At 63.5% G+C, this 24,893-nt stretch carries 27 protein-coding genes and 4 pseudogenes; 14 read left to right on the forward strand and 17 right to left on the reverse strand.

Going from position 1 to position 24,893, the window contains the following annotated elements; all coding sequences use genetic code 11:
* The 6 genes and pseudogenes from AC630_RS47430 to AC630_RS34640 form a co-directional block, all read right to left on the reverse strand.
* Positions 1 to 123: pseudogene (locus AC630_RS47430) on the reverse strand (IS5/IS1182 family transposase); the annotation flags it as partial.
* A gap of 69 nt (positions 124 to 192) precedes the next feature.
* Positions 193 to 1,012: pseudogene (locus tag AC630_RS34620) on the reverse strand (aldo/keto reductase).
* A gap of 260 nt (positions 1,013 to 1,272) precedes the next feature.
* Positions 1,273 to 2,847 (reverse strand): alkaline phosphatase D family protein, encoded by a 1,575-nt coding sequence (locus tag AC630_RS34625; protein ID WP_074122898.1) that lies wholly within the window; start codon positions 2,845 to 2,847, stop codon positions 1,273 to 1,275.
* A 114-nt stretch (positions 2,848 to 2,961) separates the two neighbouring features.
* Positions 2,962 to 3,381 (reverse strand): hypothetical protein, encoded by a 420-nt coding sequence (locus AC630_RS34630; RefSeq protein WP_074122899.1) that lies wholly within the window; start codon positions 3,379 to 3,381, stop codon positions 2,962 to 2,964.
* Between the two features lie 108 nt (positions 3,382 to 3,489).
* Positions 3,490 to 4,492: pseudogene (locus tag AC630_RS34635) on the reverse strand (NAD(P)H-dependent flavin oxidoreductase).
* A gap of 64 nt (positions 4,493 to 4,556) precedes the next feature.
* Positions 4,557 to 5,294 carry an SDR family oxidoreductase gene (locus AC630_RS34640; protein WP_074122926.1) on the reverse strand — a complete coding sequence of 246 codons (738 nt, stop codon included), beginning with the start codon at positions 5,292 to 5,294 and terminating at the stop codon, positions 4,557 to 4,559.
* 176 nt (positions 5,295 to 5,470) lie between these two features.
* Here AC630_RS34640 and AC630_RS34645 point away from each other — a divergent pair, with 176 nt between their 5' ends.
* Positions 5,471 to 5,935: a winged helix-turn-helix transcriptional regulator gene (locus AC630_RS34645; RefSeq protein WP_074122900.1), complete on the forward strand. Its 465-nt coding sequence runs from the start codon at positions 5,471 to 5,473 to the stop codon at positions 5,933 to 5,935.
* A gap of 115 nt (positions 5,936 to 6,050) precedes the next feature.
* Here the strand turns inward: AC630_RS34645 and AC630_RS34650 are convergent.
* Together AC630_RS34650 and AC630_RS34655 are read right to left on the reverse strand one after the other, a co-directional pair.
* Positions 6,051 to 6,713, reverse strand: a pseudogene (locus AC630_RS34650) (MFS transporter); the annotation flags it as partial.
* A gap of 335 nt (positions 6,714 to 7,048) precedes the next feature.
* Positions 7,049 to 7,423, reverse strand: a complete 375-nt coding sequence (locus AC630_RS34655) for a PRC-barrel domain-containing protein (RefSeq protein ID WP_074122901.1) — start codon at positions 7,421 to 7,423, stop codon at positions 7,049 to 7,051.
* A 169-nt stretch (positions 7,424 to 7,592) separates the two neighbouring features.
* Between AC630_RS34655 and AC630_RS34660 the strand changes: the two genes are divergently transcribed.
* The 5 genes from AC630_RS34660 to AC630_RS48515 all read left to right on the forward strand — a co-directional run bounded on the left by AC630_RS34660 (position 7,593) and on the right by AC630_RS48515 (position 9,861).
* Positions 7,593 to 7,820 (forward strand): hypothetical protein, encoded by a 228-nt coding sequence (locus AC630_RS34660; RefSeq protein ID WP_074122902.1) that lies wholly within the window; start codon positions 7,593 to 7,595, stop codon positions 7,818 to 7,820.
* Positions 7,821 to 7,900: 80 nt separating this feature from the next.
* On the forward strand, positions 7,901 to 8,452 hold the full coding sequence (locus tag AC630_RS34665) for a DUF4142 domain-containing protein (protein WP_074122903.1): 552 nt from the start codon (positions 7,901 to 7,903) through the stop codon (positions 8,450 to 8,452).
* A 58-nt stretch (positions 8,453 to 8,510) separates the two neighbouring features.
* On the forward strand, positions 8,511 to 9,095 hold the full coding sequence (locus tag AC630_RS34670; protein ID WP_074122904.1) for a phosphatase PAP2 family protein: 585 nt from the start codon (positions 8,511 to 8,513) through the stop codon (positions 9,093 to 9,095).
* A complete protein-coding gene (locus tag AC630_RS34675; RefSeq protein WP_074122905.1) occupies positions 9,092 to 9,466 on the forward strand; it encodes a DUF3147 family protein in 375 nt (124 codons plus the stop codon). The genes AC630_RS34670 and AC630_RS34675 overlap by 4 nt, the downstream gene beginning before the upstream one ends.
* Before the next feature lie 140 nt (positions 9,467 to 9,606).
* Entirely contained in the window at positions 9,607 to 9,861 is a 255-nt protein-coding gene (locus AC630_RS48515) for a hypothetical protein (protein ID WP_502691576.1), read from the forward strand.
* A 58-nt stretch (positions 9,862 to 9,919) separates the two neighbouring features.
* Here the strand turns inward: AC630_RS48515 and AC630_RS45870 are convergent, their stop codons facing one another.
* A complete protein-coding gene (locus AC630_RS45870) occupies positions 9,920 to 10,078 on the reverse strand; it encodes a hypothetical protein (protein ID WP_167561337.1) in 159 nt (52 codons plus the stop codon).
* A gap of 172 nt (positions 10,079 to 10,250) precedes the next feature.
* Here AC630_RS45870 and AC630_RS34690 point away from each other — a divergent pair, with 172 nt between their 5' ends.
* Positions 10,251 to 10,499, forward strand: coding sequence for a hypothetical protein (locus AC630_RS34690; protein WP_074122907.1), 249 nt, complete (start codon positions 10,251 to 10,253; stop codon positions 10,497 to 10,499).
* Between the two features lie 156 nt (positions 10,500 to 10,655).
* Here the strand turns inward: AC630_RS34690 and AC630_RS34695 are convergent, their stop codons facing one another.
* The 3 genes from AC630_RS34695 to AC630_RS34700 all read right to left on the reverse strand — a co-directional run bounded on the left by AC630_RS34695 (position 10,656) and on the right by AC630_RS34700 (position 11,391).
* A complete protein-coding gene (locus tag AC630_RS34695; protein ID WP_074122908.1) occupies positions 10,656 to 10,862 on the reverse strand; it encodes a hypothetical protein in 207 nt (68 codons plus the stop codon).
* 83 nt (positions 10,863 to 10,945) lie between these two features.
* Positions 10,946 to 11,077: a hypothetical protein gene (locus AC630_RS47935; RefSeq protein ID WP_283808476.1), complete on the reverse strand. Its 132-nt coding sequence runs from the start codon at positions 11,075 to 11,077 to the stop codon at positions 10,946 to 10,948.
* Positions 11,078 to 11,196: 119 nt separating this feature from the next.
* A complete protein-coding gene (locus AC630_RS34700; protein ID WP_074122909.1) occupies positions 11,197 to 11,391 on the reverse strand; it encodes a hypothetical protein in 195 nt (64 codons plus the stop codon).
* Between the two features lie 95 nt (positions 11,392 to 11,486).
* Between AC630_RS34700 and AC630_RS34705 the strand changes: the two genes are divergently transcribed.
* The 3 genes from AC630_RS34705 to AC630_RS34715 all read left to right on the forward strand — a co-directional run bounded on the left by AC630_RS34705 (position 11,487) and on the right by AC630_RS34715 (position 20,162).
* Entirely contained in the window at positions 11,487 to 11,999 is a 513-nt protein-coding gene (locus AC630_RS34705; protein WP_074122910.1) for a DUF4142 domain-containing protein, read from the forward strand.
* A 361-nt stretch (positions 12,000 to 12,360) separates the two neighbouring features.
* The gene (locus AC630_RS34710; RefSeq protein ID WP_074122911.1) at positions 12,361 to 18,657 is read left to right on the forward strand and encodes a HAMP domain-containing protein; all 6,297 of its coding nucleotides are present in this window, start codon (positions 12,361 to 12,363) and stop codon (positions 18,655 to 18,657) included.
* A 14-nt stretch (positions 18,658 to 18,671) separates the two neighbouring features.
* Complete coding sequence (locus tag AC630_RS34715) at positions 18,672 to 20,162, forward strand: HWE histidine kinase domain-containing protein (protein ID WP_074122927.1); 1,491 nt, start codon at positions 18,672 to 18,674, stop codon at positions 20,160 to 20,162.
* Here the strand turns inward: AC630_RS34715 and AC630_RS34720 are convergent.
* Positions 20,159 to 20,380: a hypothetical protein gene (locus AC630_RS34720; protein WP_074122928.1), complete on the reverse strand. Its 222-nt coding sequence runs from the start codon at positions 20,378 to 20,380 to the stop codon at positions 20,159 to 20,161. The genes AC630_RS34715 and AC630_RS34720 overlap by 4 nt on opposite strands.
* A gap of 142 nt (positions 20,381 to 20,522) precedes the next feature.
* Here AC630_RS34720 and AC630_RS34725 point away from each other — a divergent pair, with 142 nt between their 5' ends.
* Together AC630_RS34725 and AC630_RS34730 are read left to right on the forward strand one after the other, a co-directional pair.
* Entirely contained in the window at positions 20,523 to 20,780 is a 258-nt protein-coding gene (locus AC630_RS34725) for a hypothetical protein (RefSeq protein WP_074122912.1), read from the forward strand.
* A 95-nt stretch (positions 20,781 to 20,875) separates the two neighbouring features.
* Entirely contained in the window at positions 20,876 to 21,097 is a 222-nt protein-coding gene (locus tag AC630_RS34730; RefSeq protein WP_074122913.1) for a hypothetical protein, read from the forward strand.
* A gap of 314 nt (positions 21,098 to 21,411) precedes the next feature.
* On the opposite strand, the gene AC630_RS34735 is transcribed toward AC630_RS34730, so the two are convergent.
* A complete protein-coding gene (locus tag AC630_RS34735) occupies positions 21,412 to 21,597 on the reverse strand; it encodes a hypothetical protein (protein ID WP_074122914.1) in 186 nt (61 codons plus the stop codon).
* A gap of 18 nt (positions 21,598 to 21,615) precedes the next feature.
* Positions 21,616 to 21,837, reverse strand: a complete 222-nt coding sequence (locus AC630_RS34740) for a hypothetical protein (protein ID WP_074122915.1) — start codon at positions 21,835 to 21,837, stop codon at positions 21,616 to 21,618.
* Positions 21,838 to 21,952: 115 nt separating this feature from the next.
* On the opposite strand from AC630_RS34740, the gene AC630_RS34745 reads away from it, so the two are divergent.
* Entirely contained in the window at positions 21,953 to 22,147 is a 195-nt protein-coding gene (locus tag AC630_RS34745) for a DUF3072 domain-containing protein (RefSeq protein ID WP_074122916.1), read from the forward strand.
* Positions 22,148 to 22,230: 83 nt separating this feature from the next.
* Positions 22,231 to 22,515: a DUF6496 domain-containing protein gene (locus tag AC630_RS34750; RefSeq protein WP_074122917.1), complete on the forward strand. Its 285-nt coding sequence runs from the start codon at positions 22,231 to 22,233 to the stop codon at positions 22,513 to 22,515.
* Positions 22,516 to 22,527: 12 nt separating this feature from the next.
* Here AC630_RS34750 and AC630_RS34755 read toward each other — a convergent pair whose 3' ends face one another.
* Together AC630_RS34755 and AC630_RS34760 are read right to left on the reverse strand one after the other, a co-directional pair.
* Positions 22,528 to 22,890 carry a hypothetical protein gene (locus AC630_RS34755; protein ID WP_074122929.1) on the reverse strand — a complete coding sequence of 121 codons (363 nt, stop codon included), beginning with the start codon at positions 22,888 to 22,890 and terminating at the stop codon, positions 22,528 to 22,530.
* Between the two features lie 275 nt (positions 22,891 to 23,165).
* Positions 23,166 to 24,701, reverse strand: a complete 1,536-nt coding sequence (locus AC630_RS34760; RefSeq protein WP_074122918.1) for a Do family serine endopeptidase — start codon at positions 24,699 to 24,701, stop codon at positions 23,166 to 23,168.
* Positions 24,702 to 24,893 lie beyond the last annotated feature (192 nt).

Here is a 24,893-nt window from a genome sequence, read left to right on the forward strand (position 1 = left end):
CCCCTCCACAAACATCCGGTTGTCCCGCCCGGTCGAGCCCTTCTGGTCGGGCCGTCCGATGATCAAGGGCGCCATTCGCTCCCAGGCCGCGTCGCTCAAAACCAAACGATCCGTCACACCCAAGGCGACCTCCCCAAAAGAAGCCTTGAATCTGATTTGCACTTAAATGGGAATCCTTAGAGTCCACACCACCTAGTCCCACGCTGGCGCAAAACCCGGATTCACGCAGCGCCCGTCCTTCGGCAGCGCCGCGATCTTCTTGCGGTCGGCATCGTCGAGCGTGATCTTCAGCGCGTCGACATTGGCCTGCTGGCTCTCGCGGCGCGAGGCCTTCGGGATCGCGGCGACGCCATCCTGGTCGAGCAGCCATTTCAGCGCGACTTGCGCGGCGGTCGCATTGTGCTTGGCGCCGATTTCTGTCAGCACCGGATCCGAGGCAATGCGCCCCTGCGCGAGCGGGCAATAGGCGACGAGCGGGATCGACTTGGCGTTGAGATAGGCCAGCACCTTCGATTGATCGAGCATCGCGTGATATTCGATCTGGTTGCAGGCGATCGGCGCCTTGATGTCCTCGACCGCGATCTTGAGCAGCGCGGTGGTGAAATTGGCAACGCCAATCGCCCGCGTGCGCCCCTCCTCCCTCAGCTTCATCAGGGTCTCGAACACCGCCCCCCCAGTTCGCGGCCTGCGACGGCCAGTGCACGAGATAGAGGTCGACATGGTCGAGCCCCAGCTTCTTCAGGCTGGCGTCGAAGGCGCGGCGGATCGCATCCGGTGCCAGGTTCTCGTGCCAGACTTTCGTGGTGACGTGCAACTCGCCGCGCGGCAGTCGGGCCGCAGCGAGCGCGGCGCCGATGGATTCTTCATTGGCGTACATCTCGGCGGTGTCGATGTGGCGATAGCCGATCGACAGCGCGGTCTCGACCGCCGCGCGGCAGGCATCGCCCTGCATGCGGAAGGTGCCGAGGCCGAGCTTGGGCATGCTGATGCCCTGTGTCTTAAGATTGTCCATGAACAGGCTCCTGACGTAATTCAGCCCGCCGGATGCGCGCGGCGCTACCGCGTGAGCAGACTTTTCGATGATGGAAAAGGGGTGGCGGGAAAGACCACTATAGCGCGGGAGGCGTGGGGCGGCCAATCAAGATCGGGTTAGCACTGTATTACACGATGCCTCAACGACGTCATGGCCGGGCTTGTCCCAGCCATCCACGCCTTGCCCAGCCACACGAAGAACGTATGCCCGGGACAAGCCCGTGCATGACGAGACGGGCCTCACGAATGCTGCGCCACCAAGGCCGGACGAGCCTGCGGCTGCGGCACGATGTCGACTGACCAGAGGTCGCGATTATCGACGTCTTTCAGCGTCACGGTCATCATGCCGCTGGCACCGTCGATGTCGGCGCGGCCGAAGAACTGCAAGCCGAAGCTCGGCGCCAGATTTTCACCCTGCGCTTCGCTGCAACCATTCTGGTACTTCGCGACGGGGCCGAAGGTGTTGTCGAGCTCGCCCGGCCCCCAGGTGCCGGCATGCAGAGGTCCCGAGACGAACTCCCAGAACGGCTCGAAATCCTGGAAATGAGCCTTGTTCGGATCGTAGTAATGCGCCGCGGTGTAGTGCATGTCGGCGGTGAGCCAGACGATGTTGCGGATTCCGGCGCGCTTGATGGAGCTGAGGAGGTCCGCGATCTCGTGCTCGCGCCGGTCGGGCGGGCCATTGCCAAGCGCGACCGCATCCAGGCTGACTAGGCCGATCGGCAGGTCGGCGGCGATCACCTTCCAGGTTGCGCGCGAGGCGGCGAGCTCGCGCTTCAGCCAGGCGAGCTGTTCGGTGCCGAGAATCCAGCCACGGTGATCGTCGCCCTTGTTCCAGGTCTCGTCGCGATAGCTGCGCATGTCGATCATGAAGACGTCGAGCAGCGGACCGTAGGCGATCTTGCGATAGACACGGCCCTGCTGCGCTCCGATGTCACGGATCGGCATGAAGTCGAAGAAGGCGCGGCGGGCGCGCGCAACGAGGCGCGGGGTGCCGTTATCCTCAAAGCCAGCCTCGTCGTAGCTGCCGGCCGGCGACCAGTCGTTGGTCACCTCGTGATCGTCCCATTGCGCGAACATCGGCACTTGCGCATGGAAGGCGCGGAAGTTGTCGTCGAGATGGTTGTATTTGTAGTTGCCGCGGAACTGCGCCAGCGTGTGCGCGACCTCGGCTTTTTCCTCGGTCACCAGATTGCGCCAGATCTCGCCATTCGGCAGCTTCTGTTCAGAAGGGATCGTGCAGTCGGCATAGATGTGGTCGCCGGAATGGATGAAGAAGTCCGGGCGATTGTCGAGCATGGTGCGATAGCTGCGATAGCCGCCGCGCGAGATATCGATGCCCCAGCCCTGCCCTGCGGTGTCGCCGGACCACAGGAATGAGATCGACTGGCCCGCGGCCGGCGCGGTGCGGAAATGGCCGACGCGGCTTTCGCCGGCAATCCCGGTGGCGATGTCGTCGAAGCGCACGCGATAGAAGATGTCCTGCCCGGGGGGCAGATCGTTCAGCAGCAGTTTCGAGGTGAAATCAGCATCGGGCAACGCATCGCACGAAGCTGACGTCATGATGGTCTTGAAGCTTTCGACGCTCGAGCACTCCACCTGCATGCGCGCAGGCCGGTCGGCGCGCGCCCAGATCACCGCGGAGCCATCCCAGACATCGCCCGACTGGATGCCGCCCACGATCTGCGGGCGATCGGCGGCGCGGCTGAGATGCGGCTTTGCGAGTGTGCCGAGCGCGGCGACGGCGAGGCCGGAAGTCGAGCGGACCAGGAATTGCCGCCGGGTCCATGCGCGCGAGGCGCGGAGCGATGCCATTCAGGAAACCTTCGTCGAATCGCGACGAAAGGTGCCTGCGCTCGTTGACTCCTACCCTTACGGTTTCTTGACTCCGCGCCTACGGTTTTGCGACGCGTGGATGACGCTTGCGAGCTAGCGCTTCCAGTTGCAGATGCCGCCGGTGCGGCATGGCCAGGTCTGGATACGGGTGTCCATCGCCTGCGCGTCCAGCGGATTGCCGCGGCGATGCGCGAGCTTCGTGCGCGCCGCGCCGTGTGGCTGGGCCTTCCGCACATGCGCGACCTTCGGCTCGGACACATGCACGCGTTCGGCGGCAACCTTCTTCGGCACGTCGATGGGCTCGGCGCGGGCCTGTGCCTCGTTGCTGCCCTTCGCTTCTAACGCGACCGGCGCGAATTGCGTTTCCGGCCCGAGCCGCTTCGGCGACAGCACGGCTTTGGACAGATCGAGGCCGAGATATTCGTCAGGCTTGTAGTCGTCAGCGCGCGCGGTGCCGCCCCATGCGAGCACGAGCGCAACGGCAACTGCAAAAGGAACGCTTTTCAGGACCATGGACGCCTCCTGAAATTGATTTTGAAAGGGGTAATTTACCCCTATTTAGGAGCCGTCGCGTGCAATTCCAGCGGCCAATTGCCGCTGTGGTTAAGAAGTTTGACGATGTCAGGCGACCTTTCGCGTCGCCCCTGCCCCATCCAGGAACCCCATCAGGCGGCTGCGGATGATGGTTTCCGCCTCGCCCATGATGCGATCAATGAGTTCCTTGCAGGAGGGGATATCGCGGATGAGGCCTGCGACCATGCCGCAACTCCAGGCGCCTGCATCCATCTGCCCGTCCAGCATGATCTTGGGATAGACGCCCGCGACCTGATCGTGGATGTCGTCGATGGTGAGCTTGGCGCCCTTCTCGAGTTCGATCTCGAGCAGGCGATCGACATTGGCGTTCTTCAGCACGCGCTCGGTGTTGCGCAAAGCGCGCATGATCAGGCGGGTGTCGAGCTCGGTCGCCGCGACCAGTGCATTCTTCACGTTCTGGTGCACCGGCGCTTCCTTGGTGGCAATGAAGCGCGTGCCCATGTTCATGCCGGCCGCGCCCAGCGACAGCGCCGCGACGAGGCTGCGTCCGTCGGCCATGCCGCCGGAGGCGACGAACGGGATCTTCAATTCCTCCGCCGCGCGCGGCAGCAGGATCATGTTGGGAATGTCGTCCTCGCCGGGGTGACCACCACACTCAAAGCCGTCGACGCTCACCGCATCGCAGCCGATGCGCTCGGCCTTCAGCGAATGGCGAACTGACGTGCATTTGTGGATGACCTTGATGCCGGCGGCCTTCAGCGCGGGCATGTATTGTTCCGGGCTGCGCCCCGCCGTCTCCACGGACTTGACGCCTCCCTCCGACGATCGCGGCGATGTACTCCGGGTAAGGCGGTGCCGAGAAGGTCGGCAGGAAGGTGAGGTTCACACCGAACGGCTTGTCGGTCATGTCGCGGCAGCGCGCGATCTCCTTCGCAAGCAATTCCGGTGTCTTCTGTGTGAGACCGGTGATGATGCCGAGCCCGCCGGCATTGGAGACGGCAGCCGCCAGCCCGGCAAAGCCGACGAAATGCATGCCGCCCTGGATGATGGGGTGCTCGATGCCGAACAGTTCGGTTATCGCGGTCTTCACGTAAGCTTCCTCCCGTAGTTTTGCTTGATGCTTGGATCAGTCTAGCCGGACTTTTGCGCTGCGGTCACCATTTCTCTCCGAATGGCCTGATCTCCATTTCGAAAGTCCAGGCGCTCTTCGGCTGCTGATAGAGCTGCCAATAGGAGTCCGCGACCGACGACGGCGGCATGAGGAGGTCGGGATTGTCCAGCGCGTTCGGACCGAGCGCCTCGAGCCGGCGTTGCCGCACCCATTCGGTGTCCACGCCGGAATCGATGATGAGATGGGCGACATGGATGTTCTTCGGTCCGAGCTCACGCGCCATCGCCTGCGCCACCGCGCGCAGGCCGAATTTGGCGCTGGCGAAGGCGGCAAAGCCACTACCGCCACGCAAGCTTGCAGTCGCACCGGTGAAGAAGATGTTGCCGCCCCCGCGGGGCAGCATCAGCCGCGCGGCTTCACGGCCCGCAAGGAAGCCGGAATAGCAGGCCATCTCCCAGACTTTGCGGAACACGCGCTCGGTGGTGTCGAGGATCGGGAAATTGACATTGGCACCAACGTTGAAGATGCAGACTTCAAGCGGCGCGTGCTTGTCGGCGTCGTTGAGGAAGGAGATGACTTCTTCCTCCTTCCGCGCATCGAGCGAGCACGCGTGGATCTCGCCGCCGGCCGCCTCGACGTCCGTCACCAGTGGCGCGAGCTTGTCGCCGTTGCGGCGGCCGGCGAAGATCGAAAATCCCTCGGCGGCGAATTTCTTGGCGATCTCCGAGCCGATGAAATCGCCGGCTCCGATGATGGCTGCTGTAGCGTTTCGCCTAGACAAGATCGCCTCCTTCGACTGGCCGCGCTGCTCCACGCATGGCGTGCTGGTGATTGACCGGAGGCTATAGTTCTAAAATAGAACTGTCAAACTGCAGAACTGAGTGCTAGCTTACTTTGTAAATATCCTTGATCATTCAATTCAGTTCCTTTTTCAGACTTACTGACCGGAGAACCAACATGAAATGGGACACGCTGGACGAAGAGCCCTGCTCGCTCTCGCGCACCATTGCCGTGGTCGGCGACCGATGGACGCTCTTGATCCTGCGCGAATGTTTTCTACGCGTGCGGCGGTTCGAGGGATTCCAGTCCTCGCTCCAGATCACACGGCACCTGCTCTCGGAGCGACTGAAGAAGCTGGTCCGCTTCGGCATCCTGCGCCGCGTCCCCTATTCCGAGTCGCCGAAGCGCTGCGAATACATCCTCACGCAGAAAGGCCTCGACCTCTACCCGATCATCATGGCGATGGTGCATTGGGGCGACACCCACATGGGCGACGAACGCGGCCGCCCGCTGCTGCACGAGCACAAGACTTGCGGCAGGCTGTTCGATCCCGTGATGGTGTGCTCGGAGTGCGGCGAGACGCTGCATGCGAAACAGGTGCATGTGCATGCGGGGCCCGGACGGAGGGACGCGACGGGGTGAGATGGAATGCGTTCTGGCTGTAGTCTCGTCATTACGAGCGCAGCGAAGCAATCCAGGGTCTCTCCGCGGCCAGCAATCTGGAATGCTTCGCTGCGCTCGCAATGACGGAAAAAGCTCAATGCCCCCGCGCCGGAGCGCTCAAATCGATCGGGCGCAGCACGGCGGCGGTGGGGATCATCAGCACCGCGATGATGGCAAGCGTCCAGAACACGTCGATATAGGCGAGGAAGTCGACCTGCTGCTGCAGGGTCTTGCCGACCCAGGCGAGCGCGTGTGCGGCCGCATCACTCGCATTCGAGCCCTGCGCCTGGAAGTAGCGCGTCATGGCATAGATGGCTTGCTGATAGCCGAGGTCGGATGGCGCGGCGTGCTCGATCAGACGGCTCTGATGGAATTGCTGGCGCTCCGCGAAGATCGTCTGCGCCAGCGCGACGCCCATGGAGCCGCCGATGTTGCGGGCGACGTTGATCAGCGCGGAGGCCTGGTTGATCTTGTCCGGCGGCACGCCGTCATAGGAGGCGGTGGTCACCGGCAGGACCAGGAAAGGCAAGCCGACCGCGAGGAAGATGCGCGAGAGCGCCGCGTAGCCGTAAGTGATGTCGCCGTTGATCCCTGTCAGATGCCACATCGACAGCGCAACGATGGCAGCGCTGAACATGATGAGATATTTGGGGTGCACCGCGCTGACGAGACGGCCGACCACAGGCATCAGCACCAGGGTTCCGATGCCGCCGGGCGACAACGCGAGACCGGCCAGCAGCGCCGTGTAGTTCAGCTCGCAAGCAGCCCTGCCATGCTCGCGCGCCGGGAGCCTAACCGCAGCGCCGAAGCATGGTTCCGCCTTGCGGGAGCACCGCTGTCATTCGTGAATGCACATGCTCAAAAGAGAAGCGCGGCAGTGTGCCTGCCGCGCTCATGCGGTTTGCAACTGCCTGTGCACTTCGGTCAGTGCGTCTTGGCCTCTTGCCATTTCTCGAGATCGGGCTTTGCCTCACCCGACTTCTGCTCCTTCTCCGGGTTGCCCTTCCAGGGCTTGTCCGTCTGGGCGTGCGAGCCCCAGTCATTCTGATGCCGGGGATCGTCGTTGGGCCGTTCCTTCTCCCTCTGTGATTGCTACGCGACGGGAACGCCGTAATAGGCGTTGATGCCGCGCATTGCAGCGTCGTCACCCCAGTTCCAATCGCTCCTCTCGCCGTATTTCGGCGCGCCCTCCAGTTCCTTGGCGGTGAGCCCGGTGACGTAGCCGCCGAGCTCGGTGTCGTATTTCAGCGACTGCCAGGGCAGCGGATAGTGGTCGTTGCCGAGGCCGAGAAATCCGCCGAAACCAAGCACGGCGTAGGACACCTTGCCGCTCACCTTGTCGATCATCACGCGCTCGATCGAGCCGATCCGGTTGCGATCGGCGCCGTAAACGGACGTTCCCTCGACCTTGTCGCTGCCGATCAACCGGCCCATCTCGTTGCGATCCATTTCGCCCTGACTCAACATCTCAATTCTCCTCTCCGCTCCGCCAATGCGTGGGACCAACCGGATTTGGGGGGCGATCGTTCCGGGATGTGACATCTGGTGACCCCGCAGGAACATCGCCGGAAGCGCGCTGTTCTCAATGTTTCGCGACAGGAAACCGAGAGCTGTTCGCGATGGAACGAGGTGAACCATGAGCGATTTCCGCGATACCCAGCATGGCGTCAATGATCCCGTCGACGGCGTCGATGTGAAGCGGCAGTTCAATGACAACAAGACACCGCACGAGCGCGCGCAGCATCATGCCGATGTGCGGGCCGATCCGTCGGCCTCGCCGACCGAACCGTTCCTGCCGGAGGGGCTACGGCGAAAGCCGACCGATCCGATCAACCCGCGCACCGGCCGCAATCCGACGGATTAGGAACATCGGCCCCGACACCGTGTTGGTCGGCGCATTCTGGCGCGGCAAGCGGTCGCGCGACCAACCGGAGGGATCGGACCATGAAACGTGCCATCATCGCGCTTGCGTGCGTGCTTCTCGCGGGCCCCGCGCTTGCCCAATCGCTGGGCGAGAAGACCGGCGTCAATTCGGCCCTCGGCGTCGCGCCTGCTACCGCCGACTTCGTCAAGGAGGTCGCCATCAGCGACATGTTCGAGATCGAATCGAGCAAGCTCGCCGAGCAGAAGGGAAATGCGCAGGAGAAGAGCTTCGCACAGCAGATGGTGACCGACCACACCAAGACCCGCGGCGAGCTCGAGGGCCTGGTTGGCGATGGCAAGGTGCAGGCAACCTTGCCGACGGCGCTCGACGGCTCGCAGCAGAGCAAGCTCGATAAGTTGAAGGGTGCTACCGGTAAGGATTTCAGTTCGGACTACGACTCTTACCAGGTCAGCGCGCACAAGGACGCGGTCTCGCTGTTCGAACGTTACGCCAAGGGTGGCGACAATGCCGAGCTGAAGGATTGGGCCGGGAAGACGCTACCGGCGCTCAAGCACCACCTCGACATGGCCAACGAGCTCGGCAAGGCACCGAGCGTCGGTCAGTCCAAGTGAGCCCGGCGCCCGAGCTCTAAAGCACTGTCATGGAGATCGTTTCGCCAGCCACAGACCTATGGCGCTCGTAACAGTCAAACCAACACGGATCGATATCGCGATCGCGAACGAGATCGCGGATCGCACCAATTCAGAGCTCGAGCAGACCGCCGAGGCGCTGACCTGGGGCGCGGACGAGCATGTGATGCTCGCCCTCGCCGCTGCAGGTTGGCTCTACACCCGGCTTCGACCTCCCGAACAGCGCCGCGCGGCCAATCACATCCTGGCGGTTTCGCTTGCCACGGCGGTGCTGCCGCACATCCTGAAATCCGCGTTCGATCAAGTCAGGCCAGACCGGCTAACTGTGCGAGGCCATCGCCACGGCATCCCCTTCTCCGGACGGCCGCGCGACGCCTTCCCGTCGGGCCACGCCGTGCATATGGGCGCTCTCGCGTCAGCGGCCAGCCTGCTGCCGCCCGCCCGCCGCCGTCTCGTGCGCTCCATTGCCGTGGCGCTCTCGTTGACGCGCGTGGCGCTGCTCGCGCATTGGGCCAGCGATGTCGTCGTGGGCTTCGCTCTCGGCGTCGTCGTCGAGCGGATGCTGAGGCCGTGGACATTGGCGAAGTCATACCGCGAGCCCGGAGACCGACGGGTAGGGCCATGACCGAATATGTCCTGCGTTTCATCGCCGGCGGCGTGATCGTGTCCGCCTTCGCGATCCTGGGCGATATGCTCAGGCCCAAAAGCTTCGGCGGGCTTCTCGGCGCCGCGCCGTCGGTCGCGCTTGCGACGCTAGGCATCACCATCGTTCAGCACGGCCCGCATTATGCCGCAACGGAAAGCTGGACCATGATCTACGGTGCTGTTGCCCTCGCCTGCTACAGCCTCGCCGTCTGCCTTCTGCTGATGAGGTTTCGGCTCGCCGCGTTGCCCGCCACCATCGTCGCTTTTGCCGTTTGGCTTGCGGTCGCGTTCGGCCTGCTCGAAGACTATTCCTGGCCCTCCCGGCCATCTTCTGCGCCAGCACGACGCTGATCGAAAGCCATGAGCGCCGAGCCAAAAAGAAGGCCGGTCTCAATGGGCGGCGGCGCGGGCAGCAGGCCGCAGCGCTGGATGCTGCGGGCGCCGGCCTCGGAAGCATTGGCCTCGCAGCATTCGCCGCAGTCTTCTATGTCATGGTATCGACAAGCGTCGTCGGCGCGTTCGCCACCGCCATTCTGGCTTGGGCCATGGATTCCGTGTCGGCGTGGTGGCTGAGGCGACAGCTTCGCATCACCTCTCGCCCAAAACAGCCCGAACGCTGGGAGCGATCAGAGAGGGGCCGCGGCTTCTTCCCGGAGCATCAGGAAATCGTACATTTCCGCGGCGGTCTGGAGTTGCTCGATGCGCGCTGCAACGGAATCGCGCTGGTGGCCGTCCGGCAGGTCTGACGATTCGTGCTCAAGCCGCAGCCTCTGCGCATCGAGACGTTGTTCGAATGTGTGGGGTTCAGATCGTCTTCGCATCTTCCGTCCTCGGTGGCTGCAGGCCCGGGCTGTTGGCCCAGCGTTCGACTTGATCGATGACCTTCTGGTGGCTCGGGCGCACCGGCTTGGGCGCTTTGGGCTCTTCGGAAAGCTTGCGGGGTAACCTGACGTCGTCCGTCATGGCCTTTCTCCCTTTCCAAGAGAATGCGCCATCGCGAGAGTGGTTTCAATATAACTTATTGATTTTGTTGAGTATTTTTACTAATTTGATGATTTTTCCGACTCTTGTGGAACTCTTGCCAGGTTCGTCCATTGAGCAAACTACTCAACTTACTCAATTTGCGTGATCGATCATGAACGACCTTCGCGCCGAGCGCCTTCAGGTCATGCTCTCGCCGGAAGAGTTGGCCGCCGTTGATGATTTCCGGTTCAAACATCGCATGCCGACACGGGCGGCGGCAGTCCGTGAGCTCCTCAAGTCCGGACTGGCCGCCGTGGGCGTCGATGCGGCGGCCGGCGTGAAGTCGAGCAACTTCGGCTTATTCGGCCGCGGCCCTGAGGGACACACTCAGGGAGATCCCGAAGGCAATAGCGAGAAATGAGCCCAAGGATTAATCCACGGGCCATTCAGAAAGCCAAAACGACCCCGGCACGGTGGGTGCCAGGGCCGTCCTTGGAAATTGCTTCCGGCTCACCGGGGGCATGACTACCGGAAGCAATCCGTCGACTCTTCGCGCTGGGATTCGTTCCTCGCGCAGTTAGCCCGTCGGAGCGTCGCCGGAATCGTCCGACATCACGCCGGAGCCCGGCGTTTTGCTTTTGTCGCTCAGCCTGGGATCGCGCGTCGCTTCACGCGACGGCGAACCCTTCGGATCCGTCTTGTGCACGGTCTGTGCACGCCGCTTGTCGCGCGGCTGATCCTCCGCCCGCTTGTCTTTGACGATGCCGTGGTCGGAATGCACCATGATGTCCTCTCGCCTCTCCTGATGTCTTGAAGCGGTTACGCGCTGGCACAACGAATGTTCCAGCGCGCGGGAGGACCCAAGCGCTAGCTATGCGTTGCGTGGATTGCCGCCGCTGCGTTTTCCTGATGCACCTGCCGCACCGTCGTCACCGTCGCGAACGCGACCGAAACGCCAAAGGCGAGAATGAGCGAGAGAAGAGCCAGACGTGGAGCCATCGCAAAACCTCCTTCTGGAATCCAAAAATCAACGCGATCGACTATTGCCCGATGATCCCTGTTTGGTCGCTTACATTCCGTGCGCGGCCTCACACGGAGATTGACGAAAATGAGACCCCCTATTCATCCCGCGTTTGCTGGATGCGAACCATGACGGGCGGGATTTCGCCATCAAGCCAGTCCTGCTCTTTCGCCAATGCCGTCCAGGCATCCGCCATGCGCGAATAGCGATTGTAGGCGGGTTGCCCTTCCGCACGCTCGGCAAGCTGCAGGCAGTTGTCGGCGTTATCCCTGAAGATGTCAGACTGTTTCATGGAGAGGACGTGGGGACGGAACCCCTACGCCGCAACTGGCCTTACCGGATCGTAACGTTCAGGGAACTTCGCACCCGATCGATCATTGGATATCCATGCGAGTTCTTGTCGCGATAGTCCTTGTGTTCATCAACACCACAGCACTTGCCGACAGCACGGGCGAGCGAAAGTCGGGCAACCGTGCGCCCACCGCAACCGATGTCATCAGCGGCCTCTATACATTCAGCCGCTTCCAGCAGAGCCTCCTGGAAAGCACCGACCTGAAGGGCAATACAGAGGTTAAAAACCTTGCCGCCTTGCGCGCAGAAGAGGCTGCCAAGCGCGACAAGGCACTGAAGCGGATTCAGGAGGCGATTGGTGCGGAGCCGCGTGTCGGCAAGACGACAACGGCTGGCGCGTGCCTCGTCGAGCCCCAAAATTCGGACGGCCCGACTTACGTCAAAAGCTTCTACGCCGCCCAGATTCCCGAATATGAATCCGCAATCGACCTGCTTGAGCACTATCTGAAAGCGCCCGACAATGCCGCGCTTGCGGCGTTTGCCCGCGAACAACTGCCGACGCTTCGCTCGCAGGCGAAGGATGCGGAGCGAACCATGGCGGACAAGTAGCAGCCTTACTTGTCCTCCGGATGATGCTGCTGGTTCAGCGGCCGCATCGTGCAATCGCTCTCAGGCATCTTGTCCCGTCCCGCATCGCGCCATTGGAATCCTGACCGCCCGAGGTCGTTCCTAAGCCGACGGCCATGGGTTTCGAAATGGGAACGCAAGTGCCCTTCCAGAAGCGAGAATTTCGCGAAAGCGGATGGAACCATTGGCAACCCCAGCGGTTATTTCGGCCGGGCTGAGCATGGCAAGTTCCAATTCCTTGCGCCGCAACCTTGGCGCTTGATTTCGAATTTGGCTGACGCTCTATTTTGACCAGTCGCGTCTTGCCTTTGGCTTCGGCCGACGCTTGCGGGGGGGATTTAGTATGAGCGACCTCGATCCCGGAACAGCATCACGCTCCGGTCGTCGCGGGCCAAAGCCAAAAATCAATGGTACCTCGGAGCCGGATTCCCGGGCGGAATTGCTGCTCGCCTTGCAAGCAATGCGCAGCGGCGATTTCTCGGTGCGGATGAGCGGCGATTATCTCGGCATCGATGGCAAGATCGCCGACACCCTTAACGAAATCATCGCGGCCAACCAGCGCATGGCGCAGCAGCTCGAACTGGTCGGCCAGGTGGTGGGCCGCGAGGGCAAGACCCGCCAGCGCGTGAAATTCGGCCTCGCCTCCGGCTCCTGGGCCGATATGGAAGGCTCCGTCAACACACTGATCGACGACCTGTTGTGGCCGACGCGCGAGGTGACGCGCGCGGTCGCGGCGGTGGCGCAAGGCGACCTGCTCCAGACCGTCAAACTCGACGTCGACGGCCGCCCCTTGCGCGGCGAGTTCCTGCAGTCGGCGAACATCGTCAACACCATGATCAAGCAGCTCGGCGTGTTCACCTCCGAGGTGACGCGCGTGGCGCGCGAGGTCGGTACCGAAGGCAAGCTCGGCGGCCAGGCTCAGGTACCGGAAGTGACCGGCGTCTGGAAGGACCTGACCGAGAGCGTCAACTCGATGGCGAACAACCTGACCAACCAGGTTCGCAACCTCGCCGAGGTAACGATCGCGGTCGCCAACGGCGACCTCTCCAAGAAGATCACCGTCGACGTCCGCGGCGAGATCCTTCAGCTCAAGGAAGCCATCAACACGATGGTGGACCAGCTGCGCTCCTTCGCCTCCGAGGTGACGCGCGTGGCGCGCGAGGTCGGCACCGACGGCAAGCTCGGCGGTCAGGCGATCGTGCCCGGCGTCGCCGGCACCTGGAAGGATCTCACCGACTCCGTGAACGCGATGTGCGGCAACCTGACCGCACAGGTCCGCAACATCGCCAACGTGACGACCGCCGTGGCGCGCGGCGACTTGTCCCGCAAGATCACGGTGGACGTGCGCGGCGAGATCCTGGAGCTGAAGGACACCATCAACACCATGGTGGACCAGCTCAACTCCTTCGCTTCCGAAGTGACGCGCGTGGCGCGCGAAGTCGGCACCGAAGGCAAGCTCGGCGGCCAGGCGCAGGTGCCCGGCGTCGCCGGCACCTGGAAGGACCTCACCGACAACGTCAACTTCATGGCGTCGAACCTCACCGCGCAGGTCCGCAATATCGCCGACGTCGCGACCGCGATCGCCGGCGGCGACCTCTCGAAGAAGATCACGGTGAACGTCTCGGGCGAGATCCTTCAGCTGAAGGAGACGCTCAACACCATGGTCGACCAGCTCAACGCCTTCGCCGGCGAAGTGACGCGCGTGGCGCGCGAGGTCGGCACCGACGGGCGGCTCGGCGGCCAGGCCAACGTGCTCGGCGTCGCCGGCACCTGGAAGGACCTCACCGAAAGCGTCAACTCGATGGCGTCGAACCTGACCGCGCAGGTCCGCAACATCGCCGAGGTGACGACGGCGGTCGCCGGCGGTGACTTGTCAAAGAAGATCACGGTGGACGTCCGCGGTGAAATCCTGGAGCTGAAGGACACCATCAACACCATGGTGGACCAGCTCAACGCCTTTGCCGGCGAAGTCACGCGCGTCGCCCGAGAGGTCGGCACCGAAGGCAAGCTCGGCGGCCAGGCCGTCGTGCGCGGCGTCGGCGGCACCTGGAAGGACCTGACCGACTCCGTCAACTCGATGGCCTCGAACCTGACCGGCCAGGTCCGCAACATCGCGGAGGTCGCGACCGCCGTCGCCAAGGGCGACCTGTCCAAGAAGATCACCGTGAACGTCTCGGGCGAAATCCTTCAATTGAAGGAAACGCTCAACACCATGGTCGACCAGCTCAACGCCTTCGCCGGCGAAGTGACGCGCGTGGCGCGCGAGGTCGGTACCGACGGCAAGCTCGGCGGCCAGGCCGACGTGCCCGGCGTCGCTGGCACCTGGAAAGATCTTACCGACTCCGTGAACTCGATGGCGGGCAACCTCACCGCCCAGGTCCGCAACATTGCCGAGGTCGCGACCGCGATCGCCGGCGGCGACCTGTCGCGCAAGATCACGGTGGACGTGCGCGGCGAGATCCTCCAGCTCAAGGACACCCTCAACACGATGGTGGACCAGCTCAACCGCTTCGCGGGCGAGGTCACGCGCGTGGCGCGTGAGGTCGGCACGGAGGGCCGTCTCGGCGGTCAGGCCAACGTGCCCGGCGTCGCCGGCACCTGGAAGGATCTCACCGACAGCGTGAACTCGATGGCGGGCAACCTCACCGCCCAGGTCCGCAACATCGCCGAGGTGACGACCGCTGTGGCGCGCGGCGACTTATCTCGCAAGATCACCGTGGACGTGCGCGGCGAGATTCTTCAGCTCAAGGACACCATCAACACGATGGTGGACCAGCTCAACGCCTTCGCCGGCGAAGTCACGCGCGTGGCGCGCGAGGTTGGCACCGAAGGCAAGCTCGGCGGCCAGGCCGAGGTGCCCGGCGTCGCCGGTACCTGGAAGGACCTCACCGACAACGTCAACTTCATGGCGTCGAACCTGACGGCGCAGGTCCGCAACATCGCGGAAGTCGCAACCGCGATCGCCGGTGGCGACCTCTCCAAAAAGATCACCGTGGACGTACGCGGCGAGATCCTGCTGCTCAAGGACACCTTGAACACCATGGTCGAGCAACTCCGCTCCTTCGCCGCCGAAGTGACGCGCGTTGCGCGCGAGGTGGGCACCGAGGGCCGCCTCGGCGGTCAGGCCGTGGTGCCCGGCGTCGGCGGCACCTGGAAGGACCTCACCGACAACGTCAACCTCCTGGCCGCGAACCTCACCACGCAGGTCCGCAACATCGCCGAAGTCACCACCGCCGTGGCGCGCGGCGACCTCTCACGCAAGATCACCGTGGACGTGAAGGGCGAAATCCTCGAGCTGAAGAACACCATCAACACCATGGTGGACCAGCTCAACGCCTTCGCCGGCGAAGTCACACGCGTGGCGCGCGAGGTCGGCACCGAAGGCGAGCTCGGCGGCCAGGCCCAGGTGCCCGGCGTCGCCGGCACCTGGAAGGACCTCACCGACACCGTCAACTTCATGGCAGCGAACCTGACCGAGCAGGTCCGCGGCATCGTCAAGGTGGTGACGGCGGTCGCCAACGGCGACCTCAAGCAGAACCTCACGGTGAAATCAAAGGGCGAGGTCGCGGCGCTCGCTGACACCATCAACAACATGACCTCGACGCTCGCGACCTTCGCCGACCAGGTGACGTCGGTGGCGCGCGAGGTTGGCGTCGAGGGACGGCTCGGCGGTCAGGCCGACGTGCCCGGCGCCGCCGGCACCTGGAAGGACCTCACCGGCAACGTCAACCTGCTGGCGGCCAACCTCACCTCGCAGGTGCGCGCGATCGCGGAAGTCGCGACCGCCGTGACCAAGGGCGACCTGACACGGTCGATCCAGGTCGATGCCCGCGGCGAAGTGGCCGAGCTGAAAGATAACATCAACACGATGATCACGAACCTCCGTCTCACGACGGACGTGAACACCGAGCAGGACTGGCTGAAGACCAACCTTGCCAAGTTCACCAACATGCTCCAGGGCCAGCGCGATCTCGCCACCGTCGGCCGGCTCCTGCTCACCGAATTGTCGCCGCTGGTGAACGCCCACACCGGTGTGATCTACCAGGTCGAGAGCGAGGATAGTCCGCAACTCCTGCTGCTCGCGTCCTACGCCAGCGACGGTGTCTATCCGTATCAGCGCGTGCTGCAATTCGGCCACGGCCTGATCGGCCAGTGCGCGCTCGACAGGCGACCGCGCCTGGTCAGCGACATCCCGTCCGACGTGGTGCCGATCAATTCGGCGCTGTTCCGCGTCGCGCCGAAGAACCTCGTGGTGCTGCCGGTGCTGTTCGAAGGCCAGGTCAAGGCGGTGATCGAGCTCGCCTCGCTGGCTTCCTTCACGACGTCGCAGATGACGTTCCTGGAACAGCTCACCGACTCCATCGGCATCGTGCTCAACTCGATCGAGGCGACGATGCAGACCGAAGGCCTGCTCAAACAATCGCAGCAGCTCGCCGGCGAGCTTCAGACGCAGCAGCGTGAGTTGCAGCAGACCAACGACCAGCTCGAACAGAAGGCCCAACAGCTCGCCGAGCGTAACGTCGAGGTCGAACGCAAGAACCAGGAAATCGAGCAGGCCCGCCGCGCGCTGGAGGAGAAGGCGACGGAGCTCGCGCTGACCTCGAAGTACAAGTCCGAATTCCTCGCCAATATGAGCCACGAGCTGCGCACGCCGCTCAATTCGATCCTGATCCTCGGCCAGCAGCTCACCGACAATCCGGACGGCAACCTCACCACCAGGCAGGTCGAATTCGCCCGCACCATCCACGGCGCCGGCACCGATCTTCTCAACCTCATCAGCGACATTCTCGATCTCTCCAAGATCGAGTCCGGCACGGTGACGGTCGATGCCGAGGAGATCCTGACCGCGAACCTGCTCGAGACCGTCGGCCGGCCGTTCCGGCACGAGGCTGAAAACCGCAACCTGTCGTTCAAGATCGACGTCGATCCGAACCTTGCGCGCAGCATCGTCACCGACTCCAAGCGCCTGCAGCAGGTGCTGAAGAACCTGCTCTCCAACGCCTTCAAGTTCACCGCCGAGGGCGAAGTACGCCTGAAGGTCGCCGGCGCGGTCGGCGGCTGGGGAACGGATCACCCGGTGCTGAATGCCGCGCCGGCCGTGATCGCGTTCGAAGTGTCCGATACCGGCATCGGGATTCCCCTGGAGAAGCAGAAGCTGATCTTCGAGGCGTTCCAGCAGGCGGACGCCGGCACCAGCCGTAAATACGGCGGCACAGGCCTCGGCCTTGCCATCAGCCGCGAGCTCGCGAGCCTGCTCGGCGGCGAGATCCATTTGCACAGCGCGCCGGGCAAGGGTTCATCCTTCACGCTCTACCTGCCGCTGAAATATTCCGGCCCGACGCTCGCGCCGCGTGCCGCGCCTGCGCCCCAGCAGTACAGCCAGCCGCCGGCGCTACAGCCGGCCGCGCCGGAACAGCAGCGCGTCATCGAGCAATTGCCCGACGACCGGCTCGGCGTCGAGCCCGGGGACAGCATCCTGCTGATCGTCGAGGACGACCCGCATTATGCACGGGTGCTGGTCGATCTCGCCCGTGACAAGGGTTTCAAGGTCCTGGTCGCCGCGCGCGGCGCGGAGGCGCTCGAGCTTGCCAAGCAATATCAACCGCGGGCTGTCTCGCTCGACGTGTTCCTCCCGGACATGCTGGGATGGACGGTGCTGAGCCAGCTCAAGCACAATCCGCTCACACGCCACATCCCCGTACAGATCATCACCCTCGACGAGGACCGTCAGCACGCGCTGGCGCGGGGCGCCTTCTCCTTCGTTAACAAGCCGACTACGACCGAAGGCGTTTCGGCCGCGCTGACGCAGATCAAGGAATATGCGCGGCCTCGCCGGAAGCGGCTCCTGATCGTCGAGGACAACGAGGCCGAGCAGCTCTCGATCCGCGAGCTCCTGCATCACGACGACATCGAGATCGTGACGAGCGACACCGGCGCGGGCGCACTCTCGACGCTGCGCGAAACACCCTGCGATTGCGTGGTGCTCGACCTGCGGCTGCCCGACATGAGCGGCTTCGAGGTGCTCGACCAGATCCGTAACGACGAGGCGCTGTCGAACGTTCCGGTCGTCGTGTTCACCGGCCGCGAGCTCTCGGCGGAGGAAGACGCCGAGCTCCACACCATGGCGCGCAGCATCGTGGTCAAGGGCGTGGAATCGCCGGAGCGCCTGCTCGACGAGACCGCGCTGTTTCTGCACCGCGTGATCACTGAACTGCCGGTCGAGAAGCAGCGCATGCTCGAGAAGCTGAACAGCTCCGACGAGGACCTGATCGGCAAGACCGCCCTGCTCGTCGACGACGACGCCCGCAACATCTTCGCGCTGTCGAGCGTGCTGGAACGACGCGGCATGAAGGTGCTGACGGCAACCACGGGCAGCGAGGCGGTGACGCTGGTCGACTCCAATCCGGAAATCGCCATCGTGCTGATGGACATCATGATGCCGCAGATGGATGGCTATCAGACCATCGGCGTGATCCGCGAGAACCCGGCCTTTGCGCGCTTGCCCATCATCGCGCTGACCGCCAAAGCGATGAAGGGCGACCGGGAGAAATGCCTGGAAGCCGGCGCGTCCGACTACCTCGCCAAACCCGTCAACACCGATCAATTGCTGCTTGCGATCCGCATGTGGCTGCACCGCTGAGTTTGGATCCGCGAATGGACCACGAAAAGGTCAACATCCTCCTCGTCGACGACCAGCCGGCCAAGCTGCTCGCTTATGAGGTGATCTTGAAGGATCTCGGCGAGAACCTCGTGATAGCCTCGTCCGGCCGCGAGGCGCTTGAAGTGCTGCTCAAGACCGAGATCGCGGTGATCCTGGTCGACGTCTGCATGCCCGAGCTCGACGGTTTCGAGCTTGCCGCGATGATCCGCGAACATCCGCGCTTCCAGAAGACCGCGATGATCTTCATCTCGGCCATTCAGGTCAGCGACATCGACCGGTTGCGCGGCTACGAGATGGGTGCGGTCGACTACGTGCCGGTGCCGGTGATACCGGAGGTGCTACGCGCCAAGATCAAGGTGTTTGCCGAGCTCTATCGCAAGACGCGAGAGCTCGAGCGGCTGAACCGGGAGCTCGAGGACCGCGTCCGCGCGCGCACGGCGGAATTGGAAAACTCCACCGCGAAGTTGCGCGAGAGCGAAGAGCGGCGCAGCATGGCCATCGCCGCCGGCAAGATGGGATCCTGGGATTGGGACTGGATCAATGGCGACTGGATGTGGGACGAAGGCCAGTACCGCATCTTCGGGGTGACTCCCGAGACTTTCAACGTCACGTCGGCCAACATCCAGGCCCTGCTGCACCCCGGCGACGCCGACCAGTTCAGCCGGGCCGTTGCCGCGTTCAATACCGGCGCGCGTGCCTATGAAGGGGAATTTCGTGTCAGCCGCCCCGATGGCGAGGTGCGCTGGTGCGTCGGCACAGCGGCCGCGACGGTGGACCACGCCGGTCGCGTGGTGCGCGTGAGCGGCGTCACCGTGGACATTACGGAGCGCAAGCGCGCCGAGGAGCGGCAGAATCTCCTCGCGCGGGAAGTCGATCATCGCGCCAAGAATGCGCTGGCGCTGGCGCAATCGATCGTTCGCCTCACCCGTGCCGACGAGGTCAAGGCTTACGTCAACGCCGTCGAAGGACGCATCAATGCACTGGCGCGCGTGCACACGATCCTGTCGCTGTCGAGCTGGCAGGGCGCCAAGCTATCGAAGCTGATCGAAGAGGAGGTTGCGCCCTATTCGCGTGACGGCCAGATCAAGTTGGCAGGTCCCGAGGTCCAGTTGCGGCCGGCGACCGCGCAGACGTTGGCACTGGCGCTGCACGAGCTCTTCACCAACTCGGCAAAGTATGGCGCGCTGTCGACGCGGTCGGGACGCCTCATGATCGGCTGGCAGGTCGAGGACGACCTCCTCACTTTGACCTGGGAGGAAACCGGCGGCCCGCACGTCAGGAGGCCGAAATCTCGTGGCTTCGGTACGCGGAGCCTGCTTGCGAGCGTCGAGTCCCAGCTTGGTGGACGGGCGCAATTCGATTGGCGCGCCGAGGGCCTATTGTGTCGCCTGGAAGTGCCCTTGGCACCCAAGACTACGGCGACGGCCGCTGCCGGCAAATTTGACGCCGCCAGCTCCGCCGAGCTGCAACGCGCATCCGGCTAGCCGGACGCTGCGGTCGTCATTCGCTGCACCGACCGAGGTTCATCGGCGACGCGCCCTTCGAGCCAGGCTTCCGTCTGCGAGAGATCGCGCAGTGCCGTAGCATAACGTCGGGCCGCGCTGCGTTCAGCGCCACGCGGCAGTTTCCGCGCCCTGCGCAGCATGTCCGCGGCGGCGTTGCGATAGGCCAGCGAGCGATAGAGAAAGACTACCTTACCCATGTCGAATGTTCCCGTGTTGATGGCGCTCATCCTCGCAAGACCGGCATGAACGCCGGATGAAGCGGCAGATGACAATTCCTTCATGCCCGATGGAACCAGCGATCGTCGCGCGCGTTTGCATACCAGATCGAGATGCAGTTCCATGCGCGTAAAGAAGTCGCCAGGCCTGATCTCTCCCACGGGCGTCATCAAGCTGATGACGCATGCGATGATGGGCGCGGCCCTCGGCCTCGTATTCAGCTTGGCGCTCGTTCTGTCCAATCCGGCCGTCGCCAAGTTGCTGAACGATGGCGGCAGCCAGGCCGTTGTCGTCTTCGCGCTCACGCTGGTGACGACCTTCGCAATCGGCGCGACACTCACGGGCGTCGTGTTCATCCTCGCAGAAGACAAGCAATCTTGAAGCGGACGTGAGGCGCGGGAGATGCTTGGTTCGGAACTCCTGCTTCGAACGGCGGTTGGCTGCCTGCGTCAATTTAACCCAGGGAGTTCCCACGCATGAAGATGATCAAGCTCACCCTCGCCGTGATGTTGGCAACCGGTCTTGCCGCCGCACCGTTCGCCGCGCAGGCCAAATCGCACAAGGCCAAGCATGGATCCTCGATGTCATCATCCCAGACCACGGGCGCCAACACCAAATCTTCGAAGGGCGCCGAGCCGTCCGGCACCGATCAGGGCGGCACCATGACGAACAAGGGCGGCATGAGCAACACCAAGTGAGTGTTCGTTCAGGCTGATGGAAGGCCCCGCGATCGCGGGGCCTTTTGGCTTTGGCGCCCCGATCGAAAATCCTTCTACCGCCACATCGCCGACGCACGCTCAGCGCATCACCGGCTGTGCGTTTTAGATCCTCGACTGAGCAATGCTCTATCTGCGCGACTTCGCGCAGCTTCTGCAACGCGCTCACGCGTCGCCGCTTCGGATGCAGGAACGTCGGCACAGATCTCCTCTACCGCCTGCAGCATCGAGACCACGTCGGCATCCGAACAACGAACTCCAGCGTGTCGTTTGAGCTGCGTCGGATGTCGGCGATGTTAATGCAGTCGTCCCGCGGCATTCGCCTTCACGAGATGCTCGAGCTGTGCGCGCTTGCGTGCGATCAAGAGCTGGGCCGTGGCGTCGTCGAGGCCTTCGCGCCGCAGTTGCCGGATCGCGGAGCCGAGTTCGAGAATCTCGGCGCGCAGTCTCAAGATCCGGTACGTGTCCGGGTCCTCCTCCACCGCGCGCTCCCAAAGGTCTCAGCGGCGCGCGATCGCGCGCACGGGATTGCCGGCTGTCTTTACGGGGCGAAGGCGCACCCGGTCGCGGACATCCGGCAGGACATCGCCGCCACCGGCAGCCTTCCATTCGCCGATCAGCAGGTTGATTTTCCGGCGCAGATCCATCTGCGCCAGGGCCTTTTCTGTGCAGTCTCGATCGCGGTCGACGAGGTCGCGGACAGACGCCTCGATATCGGCCATTTCCAGCCTCAAGACGCTGATTTTACGTCGAATTTCATTAATTCTGTTGTCCATGGCTTGTTAGAACAAAATAAGAACATATAGTCAAGTCACGATTTCAGGACGGAGCAGCGACATGCAGGTTCAAGGTAAATACGACGCCAGGGCTTTCCTCACCGAGCAAATGACCCGGGCGCAGGGGCTCAGGCTGAAACGGCTGAGCGAAGAGGCGTATCAGCCCGCACAATATGCGCGGGATCTGTCCTTCGCCGAGGCTTCGCGGCGCATCCAGGTGCTGGAGGCCGAGATCGAGCTGGCGAATTCCTTCTAGGCCGTTTCGCGTCGACGTTGCGTTCGCGCTTTCGGAACCATGCCTGTGCCGATTGGTTCTCCCTCGGCCAAGGGAGAATATGCATGGCACGCAAGGCAAAGAAGCGCCGCTATTCGCGCAGCGCCAGTAATGATGTCGAGCGCGAGATGCGCCGTTACAAGAAGGGTACCGCGAAGAGCGGACCCGGCGGTCGTGGCGGACGCGTGAAGAGCCGCAAGCAGGCGATCGCGATCGGCCTGTCGGAGGCGCGCCAGAAGGGCAAGAAAGTCCCGAAGAAGGCGTCGAAGCGAAAGACGTCCAAGAAGAAGAAGACGTCCAAGAAGAAGACAACCAAGAAATCGTCGACGCGTAAATCCAGCAAACGGTGACGCTGACCGGCGTCAGATCATGCTGCCCGGCATGAAGCAGCGGATGGAAATCCCGAAGGCGGTCTTCACCGGCCAAACCATGGTGCGGCCGGCCCGGTTCGGCTCGGTAATGACGGCTTCATCCGGCACCTCCACCCACTGCCCATCGAGACGCACGCGATAGTGCCCGTCGTGCGACTCCCAGTCGGGATCCGAGACGGCAAATCCATCTGCATCCGAGCAGCATGGGCCGAGATGGCTGCGCAGGCTGTCGAACCACGGCTTAAGCGGGGAGTCGGCGTAGCGGCCATCGTCGCGCCCCAAGGCGCTTCCCGTCGTCAGCACCAACGGCGCCACGAGCAGCGCACATCTCAGCGAGAGCTTCAATCGATCCATGTCGGCACCGATCAAATGCGAACCCCCGGCCGGTTCCACAAGGCGGCCGGACGTCCGAAGTTTCACTCTTGCAATTTCGCCATGGCATCTTCGTTGCCGTCAAGGCGCAACACGCAACTCCGTAATCTGCCGGGTGAACGCGGCTTTTTCGGACGAACCGGGTCATCATCGCTGCCGTTAACGAGAATGTTATCGGCGGCCTGTGGGTATCCCTCAGACGCGCATGAAAAAGGCGGCCCGCGGGCCGCCTTTTGGATTGCGTAGATCAGCCCGACTTACGCAAGCGGCACCGCGACGAACCGCGTCGCATCGGCGCTCTTCACCTGCAACAGCACGCTGTTCTTGCCGGACGATTTGGCCTGCGCCAGCTCGGAGCGGACGTCGCCGACATTGGCGACGGCCTTGCCGCCGACGTTGAGGATGACATCGCCGGTCTGGATGCCGCGCTGCGCGGCCGGCCCCTGCGGATCGACCTCGGTGACGACGACACCCTTCTGGCCCGCGCCCTGGACCTCACTGGCCGGCGCCAGGCTGAGGCCGAGACGCGGCGTGCCGGTGCTCGACTGAGCCTTGCCCTGGTCGGCCTTGGCCAACCGCTCGTTCGGCAACTCGCCCAGCGCGAGCGTCACTGTCTTGCTGTCGCCCTTGTGGACGACGTCGAGCTTCACCGAGGTGCCCGGTGCCAGGGTGGCGATGGTGCGGGCGAGATCGCGGGAGTCCTTGATCGCGGTGCCGTTGACGGCGGTGATCACGTCGCCCGCCTCGATGCCGGCCTTCGCCGCCGGGCTACCGTCCTGCGGATTGTCGACGATTGCGCCGCGCGCCTCTTTGAGGCCGAGGCTGTCGGCGATCTCGGCGGTCACCGGCTGCACCTGTACGCCGAGCCAGCCGCGGGTAACCGCGCCCTTGTCCTTCAGCTGCGCGACGACGAGCTTCGCGGTCGAGGCCGGAATGTCGAAGCCGATGCCGACGGAACCACCCGAGGGCGAGAAGATCGCAGTGTTCACGCCGATCACGTTGCCGTTCATGTCGAAGGCCGGACCGCCGGAATTACCCTTGTTGATGGGCGCGTCGATCTGGATGAAGTCGTCATAGGGACCATTGCCGATGTCGCGGCCGCTGGCCGAGACGATGCCGGCCGTGACGGTGCCGCCGAGGCCGAAGGGATTGCCGACCGCGACGACCCAGTCGCCGATCCGGGGCTTCTGGTCGGAGAATTTGACGAACGGGAAGTCCTTCTTGCCATCGACCTTGATCAGCGCGAGATCGGTCTTCGGATCGGTGCCGACCACCTTCGCGGTGTAGATTGTGCCGTCATCCATGGTCACCTGCACGGACTGGGCGTGATCGACGACGTGGTTGTTGGTCACCGCATAGCCGTCGGCGGAGATGAAGAAGCCGGAGCCCTCACCCGTGATCATCTGGTGACGCTGGCGCGGCATGCCATTCATGCCATTGGGAAGGCGGAAGCCGAACTGCCGCGAGAACTGGTCGAACGGCGCGTCCTCGTCCGAATCCATCCGGTTCTGTTGCATCATCGCGGTCTTGTCGTTGTCCTGGTCGATCTTGACCCGCACCGAGATGACGGCGGGTTTGACCTTCGCGACCAGATCGCCAAAGCCGGGCAGCGTTCCAGCCGTTTCAGCGGCCTGGGCCGGCGCGATGAACGAGGTAACCCCGAGCTGCGAAGAGCCGGGAGAGCCAGCCAGCACGGCCACGCCAAGCGCGGCCACAGTACCGAGCAGCGCCAGCCGGCGGGGCTTCAGAATCCTGCGGGACGTAGTGGTGTCGGAATTGACGTGATCGTTCATGTCGAAATGTCCATGTTGGGTAAGTCGCCTTGCACCCAACATGGCCACTGCCACCTTACGGCGTCCCGTCCGGCCGATTAAATCTTGGCAAGCAAAGGCACGGCCAGAGGCGGCGGTGAAAGTCGCTGCAGCACATTTGATGCAGCTCAACGCAGGTGCCGCGGGCAGTGAAAAACTGCAGCCATCGGATGA

The organism is Bradyrhizobium sp. AS23.2 (genome assembly GCF_001908185.1).
Classification (GTDB): Bacteria; Pseudomonadota; Alphaproteobacteria; order Rhizobiales; family Xanthobacteraceae; genus Bradyrhizobium.

What these genes read in the sequence shown, in the direction of transcription:
- AC630_RS34625 (WP_074122898.1), bottom strand. Translation starts at nt 2,847, where the DNA reads ATGGCATCGCTCCGCGCCTCGCGCGCATGGACCCGGCGGCAATTCCTG.
- AC630_RS34675 (WP_074122905.1), top strand. Translation starts at nt 9,092, where the DNA reads ATGACCGAATATGTCCTGCGTTTCATCGCCGGCGGCGTGATCGTGTCC.
- AC630_RS34720 (WP_074122928.1), bottom strand. Translation starts at nt 20,380, where the DNA reads ATGGGTAAGGTAGTCTTTCTCTATCGCTCGCTGGCCTATCGCAACGCC.
- AC630_RS34760 (WP_074122918.1), bottom strand. Translation starts at nt 24,701, where the DNA reads ATGAACGATCACGTCAATTCCGACACCACTACGTCCCGCAGGATTCTG.
- AC630_RS34705 (WP_074122910.1), top strand. Translation starts at nt 11,487, where the DNA reads ATGCGAGTTCTTGTCGCGATAGTCCTTGTGTTCATCAACACCACAGCA.
- AC630_RS34695 (WP_074122908.1), bottom strand. Translation starts at nt 10,862, where the DNA reads ATGGTGCATTCCGACCACGGCATCGTCAAAGACAAGCGGGCGGAGGAT.
- AC630_RS48515 (WP_502691576.1), top strand. Translation starts at nt 9,607, where the DNA reads ATGGTATCGACAAGCGTCGTCGGCGCGTTCGCCACCGCCATTCTGGCT.
- AC630_RS34700 (WP_074122909.1), bottom strand. Translation starts at nt 11,391, where the DNA reads ATGAAACAGTCTGACATCTTCAGGGATAACGCCGACAACTGCCTGCAG.
- AC630_RS34630 (WP_074122899.1), bottom strand. Translation starts at nt 3,381, where the DNA reads ATGGTCCTGAAAAGCGTTCCTTTTGCAGTTGCCGTTGCGCTCGTGCTC.
- AC630_RS34750 (WP_074122917.1), top strand. Translation starts at nt 22,231, where the DNA reads ATGGCACGCAAGGCAAAGAAGCGCCGCTATTCGCGCAGCGCCAGTAAT.
- AC630_RS34665 (WP_074122903.1), top strand. Translation starts at nt 7,901, where the DNA reads ATGAAACGTGCCATCATCGCGCTTGCGTGCGTGCTTCTCGCGGGCCCC.
- AC630_RS45870 (WP_167561337.1), bottom strand. Translation starts at nt 10,078, where the DNA reads ATGACGGACGACGTCAGGTTACCCCGCAAGCTTTCCGAAGAGCCCAAA.
- AC630_RS47935 (WP_283808476.1), bottom strand. Translation starts at nt 11,077, where the DNA reads ATGGCTCCACGTCTGGCTCTTCTCTCGCTCATTCTCGCCTTTGGCGTT.
- AC630_RS34725 (WP_074122912.1), top strand. Translation starts at nt 20,523, where the DNA reads ATGCGCGTAAAGAAGTCGCCAGGCCTGATCTCTCCCACGGGCGTCATC.
- AC630_RS34745 (WP_074122916.1), top strand. Translation starts at nt 21,953, where the DNA reads ATGCAGGTTCAAGGTAAATACGACGCCAGGGCTTTCCTCACCGAGCAA.
- AC630_RS34730 (WP_074122913.1), top strand. Translation starts at nt 20,876, where the DNA reads ATGAAGATGATCAAGCTCACCCTCGCCGTGATGTTGGCAACCGGTCTT.
- AC630_RS34755 (WP_074122929.1), bottom strand. Translation starts at nt 22,890, where the DNA reads ATGGATCGATTGAAGCTCTCGCTGAGATGTGCGCTGCTCGTGGCGCCG.
- AC630_RS34715 (WP_074122927.1), top strand. Translation starts at nt 18,672, where the DNA reads ATGGACCACGAAAAGGTCAACATCCTCCTCGTCGACGACCAGCCGGCC.
- AC630_RS34655 (WP_074122901.1), bottom strand. Translation starts at nt 7,423, where the DNA reads ATGTTGAGTCAGGGCGAAATGGATCGCAACGAGATGGGCCGGTTGATC.
- AC630_RS34660 (WP_074122902.1), top strand. Translation starts at nt 7,593, where the DNA reads ATGAGCGATTTCCGCGATACCCAGCATGGCGTCAATGATCCCGTCGAC.
- AC630_RS34645 (WP_074122900.1), top strand. Translation starts at nt 5,471, where the DNA reads ATGAAATGGGACACGCTGGACGAAGAGCCCTGCTCGCTCTCGCGCACC.
- AC630_RS34690 (WP_074122907.1), top strand. Translation starts at nt 10,251, where the DNA reads ATGAACGACCTTCGCGCCGAGCGCCTTCAGGTCATGCTCTCGCCGGAA.
- AC630_RS34710 (WP_074122911.1), top strand. Translation starts at nt 12,361, where the DNA reads ATGAGCGACCTCGATCCCGGAACAGCATCACGCTCCGGTCGTCGCGGG.
- AC630_RS34670 (WP_074122904.1), top strand. Translation starts at nt 8,511, where the DNA reads ATGGCGCTCGTAACAGTCAAACCAACACGGATCGATATCGCGATCGCG.
- AC630_RS34740 (WP_074122915.1), bottom strand. Translation starts at nt 21,837, where the DNA reads ATGGCCGATATCGAGGCGTCTGTCCGCGACCTCGTCGACCGCGATCGA.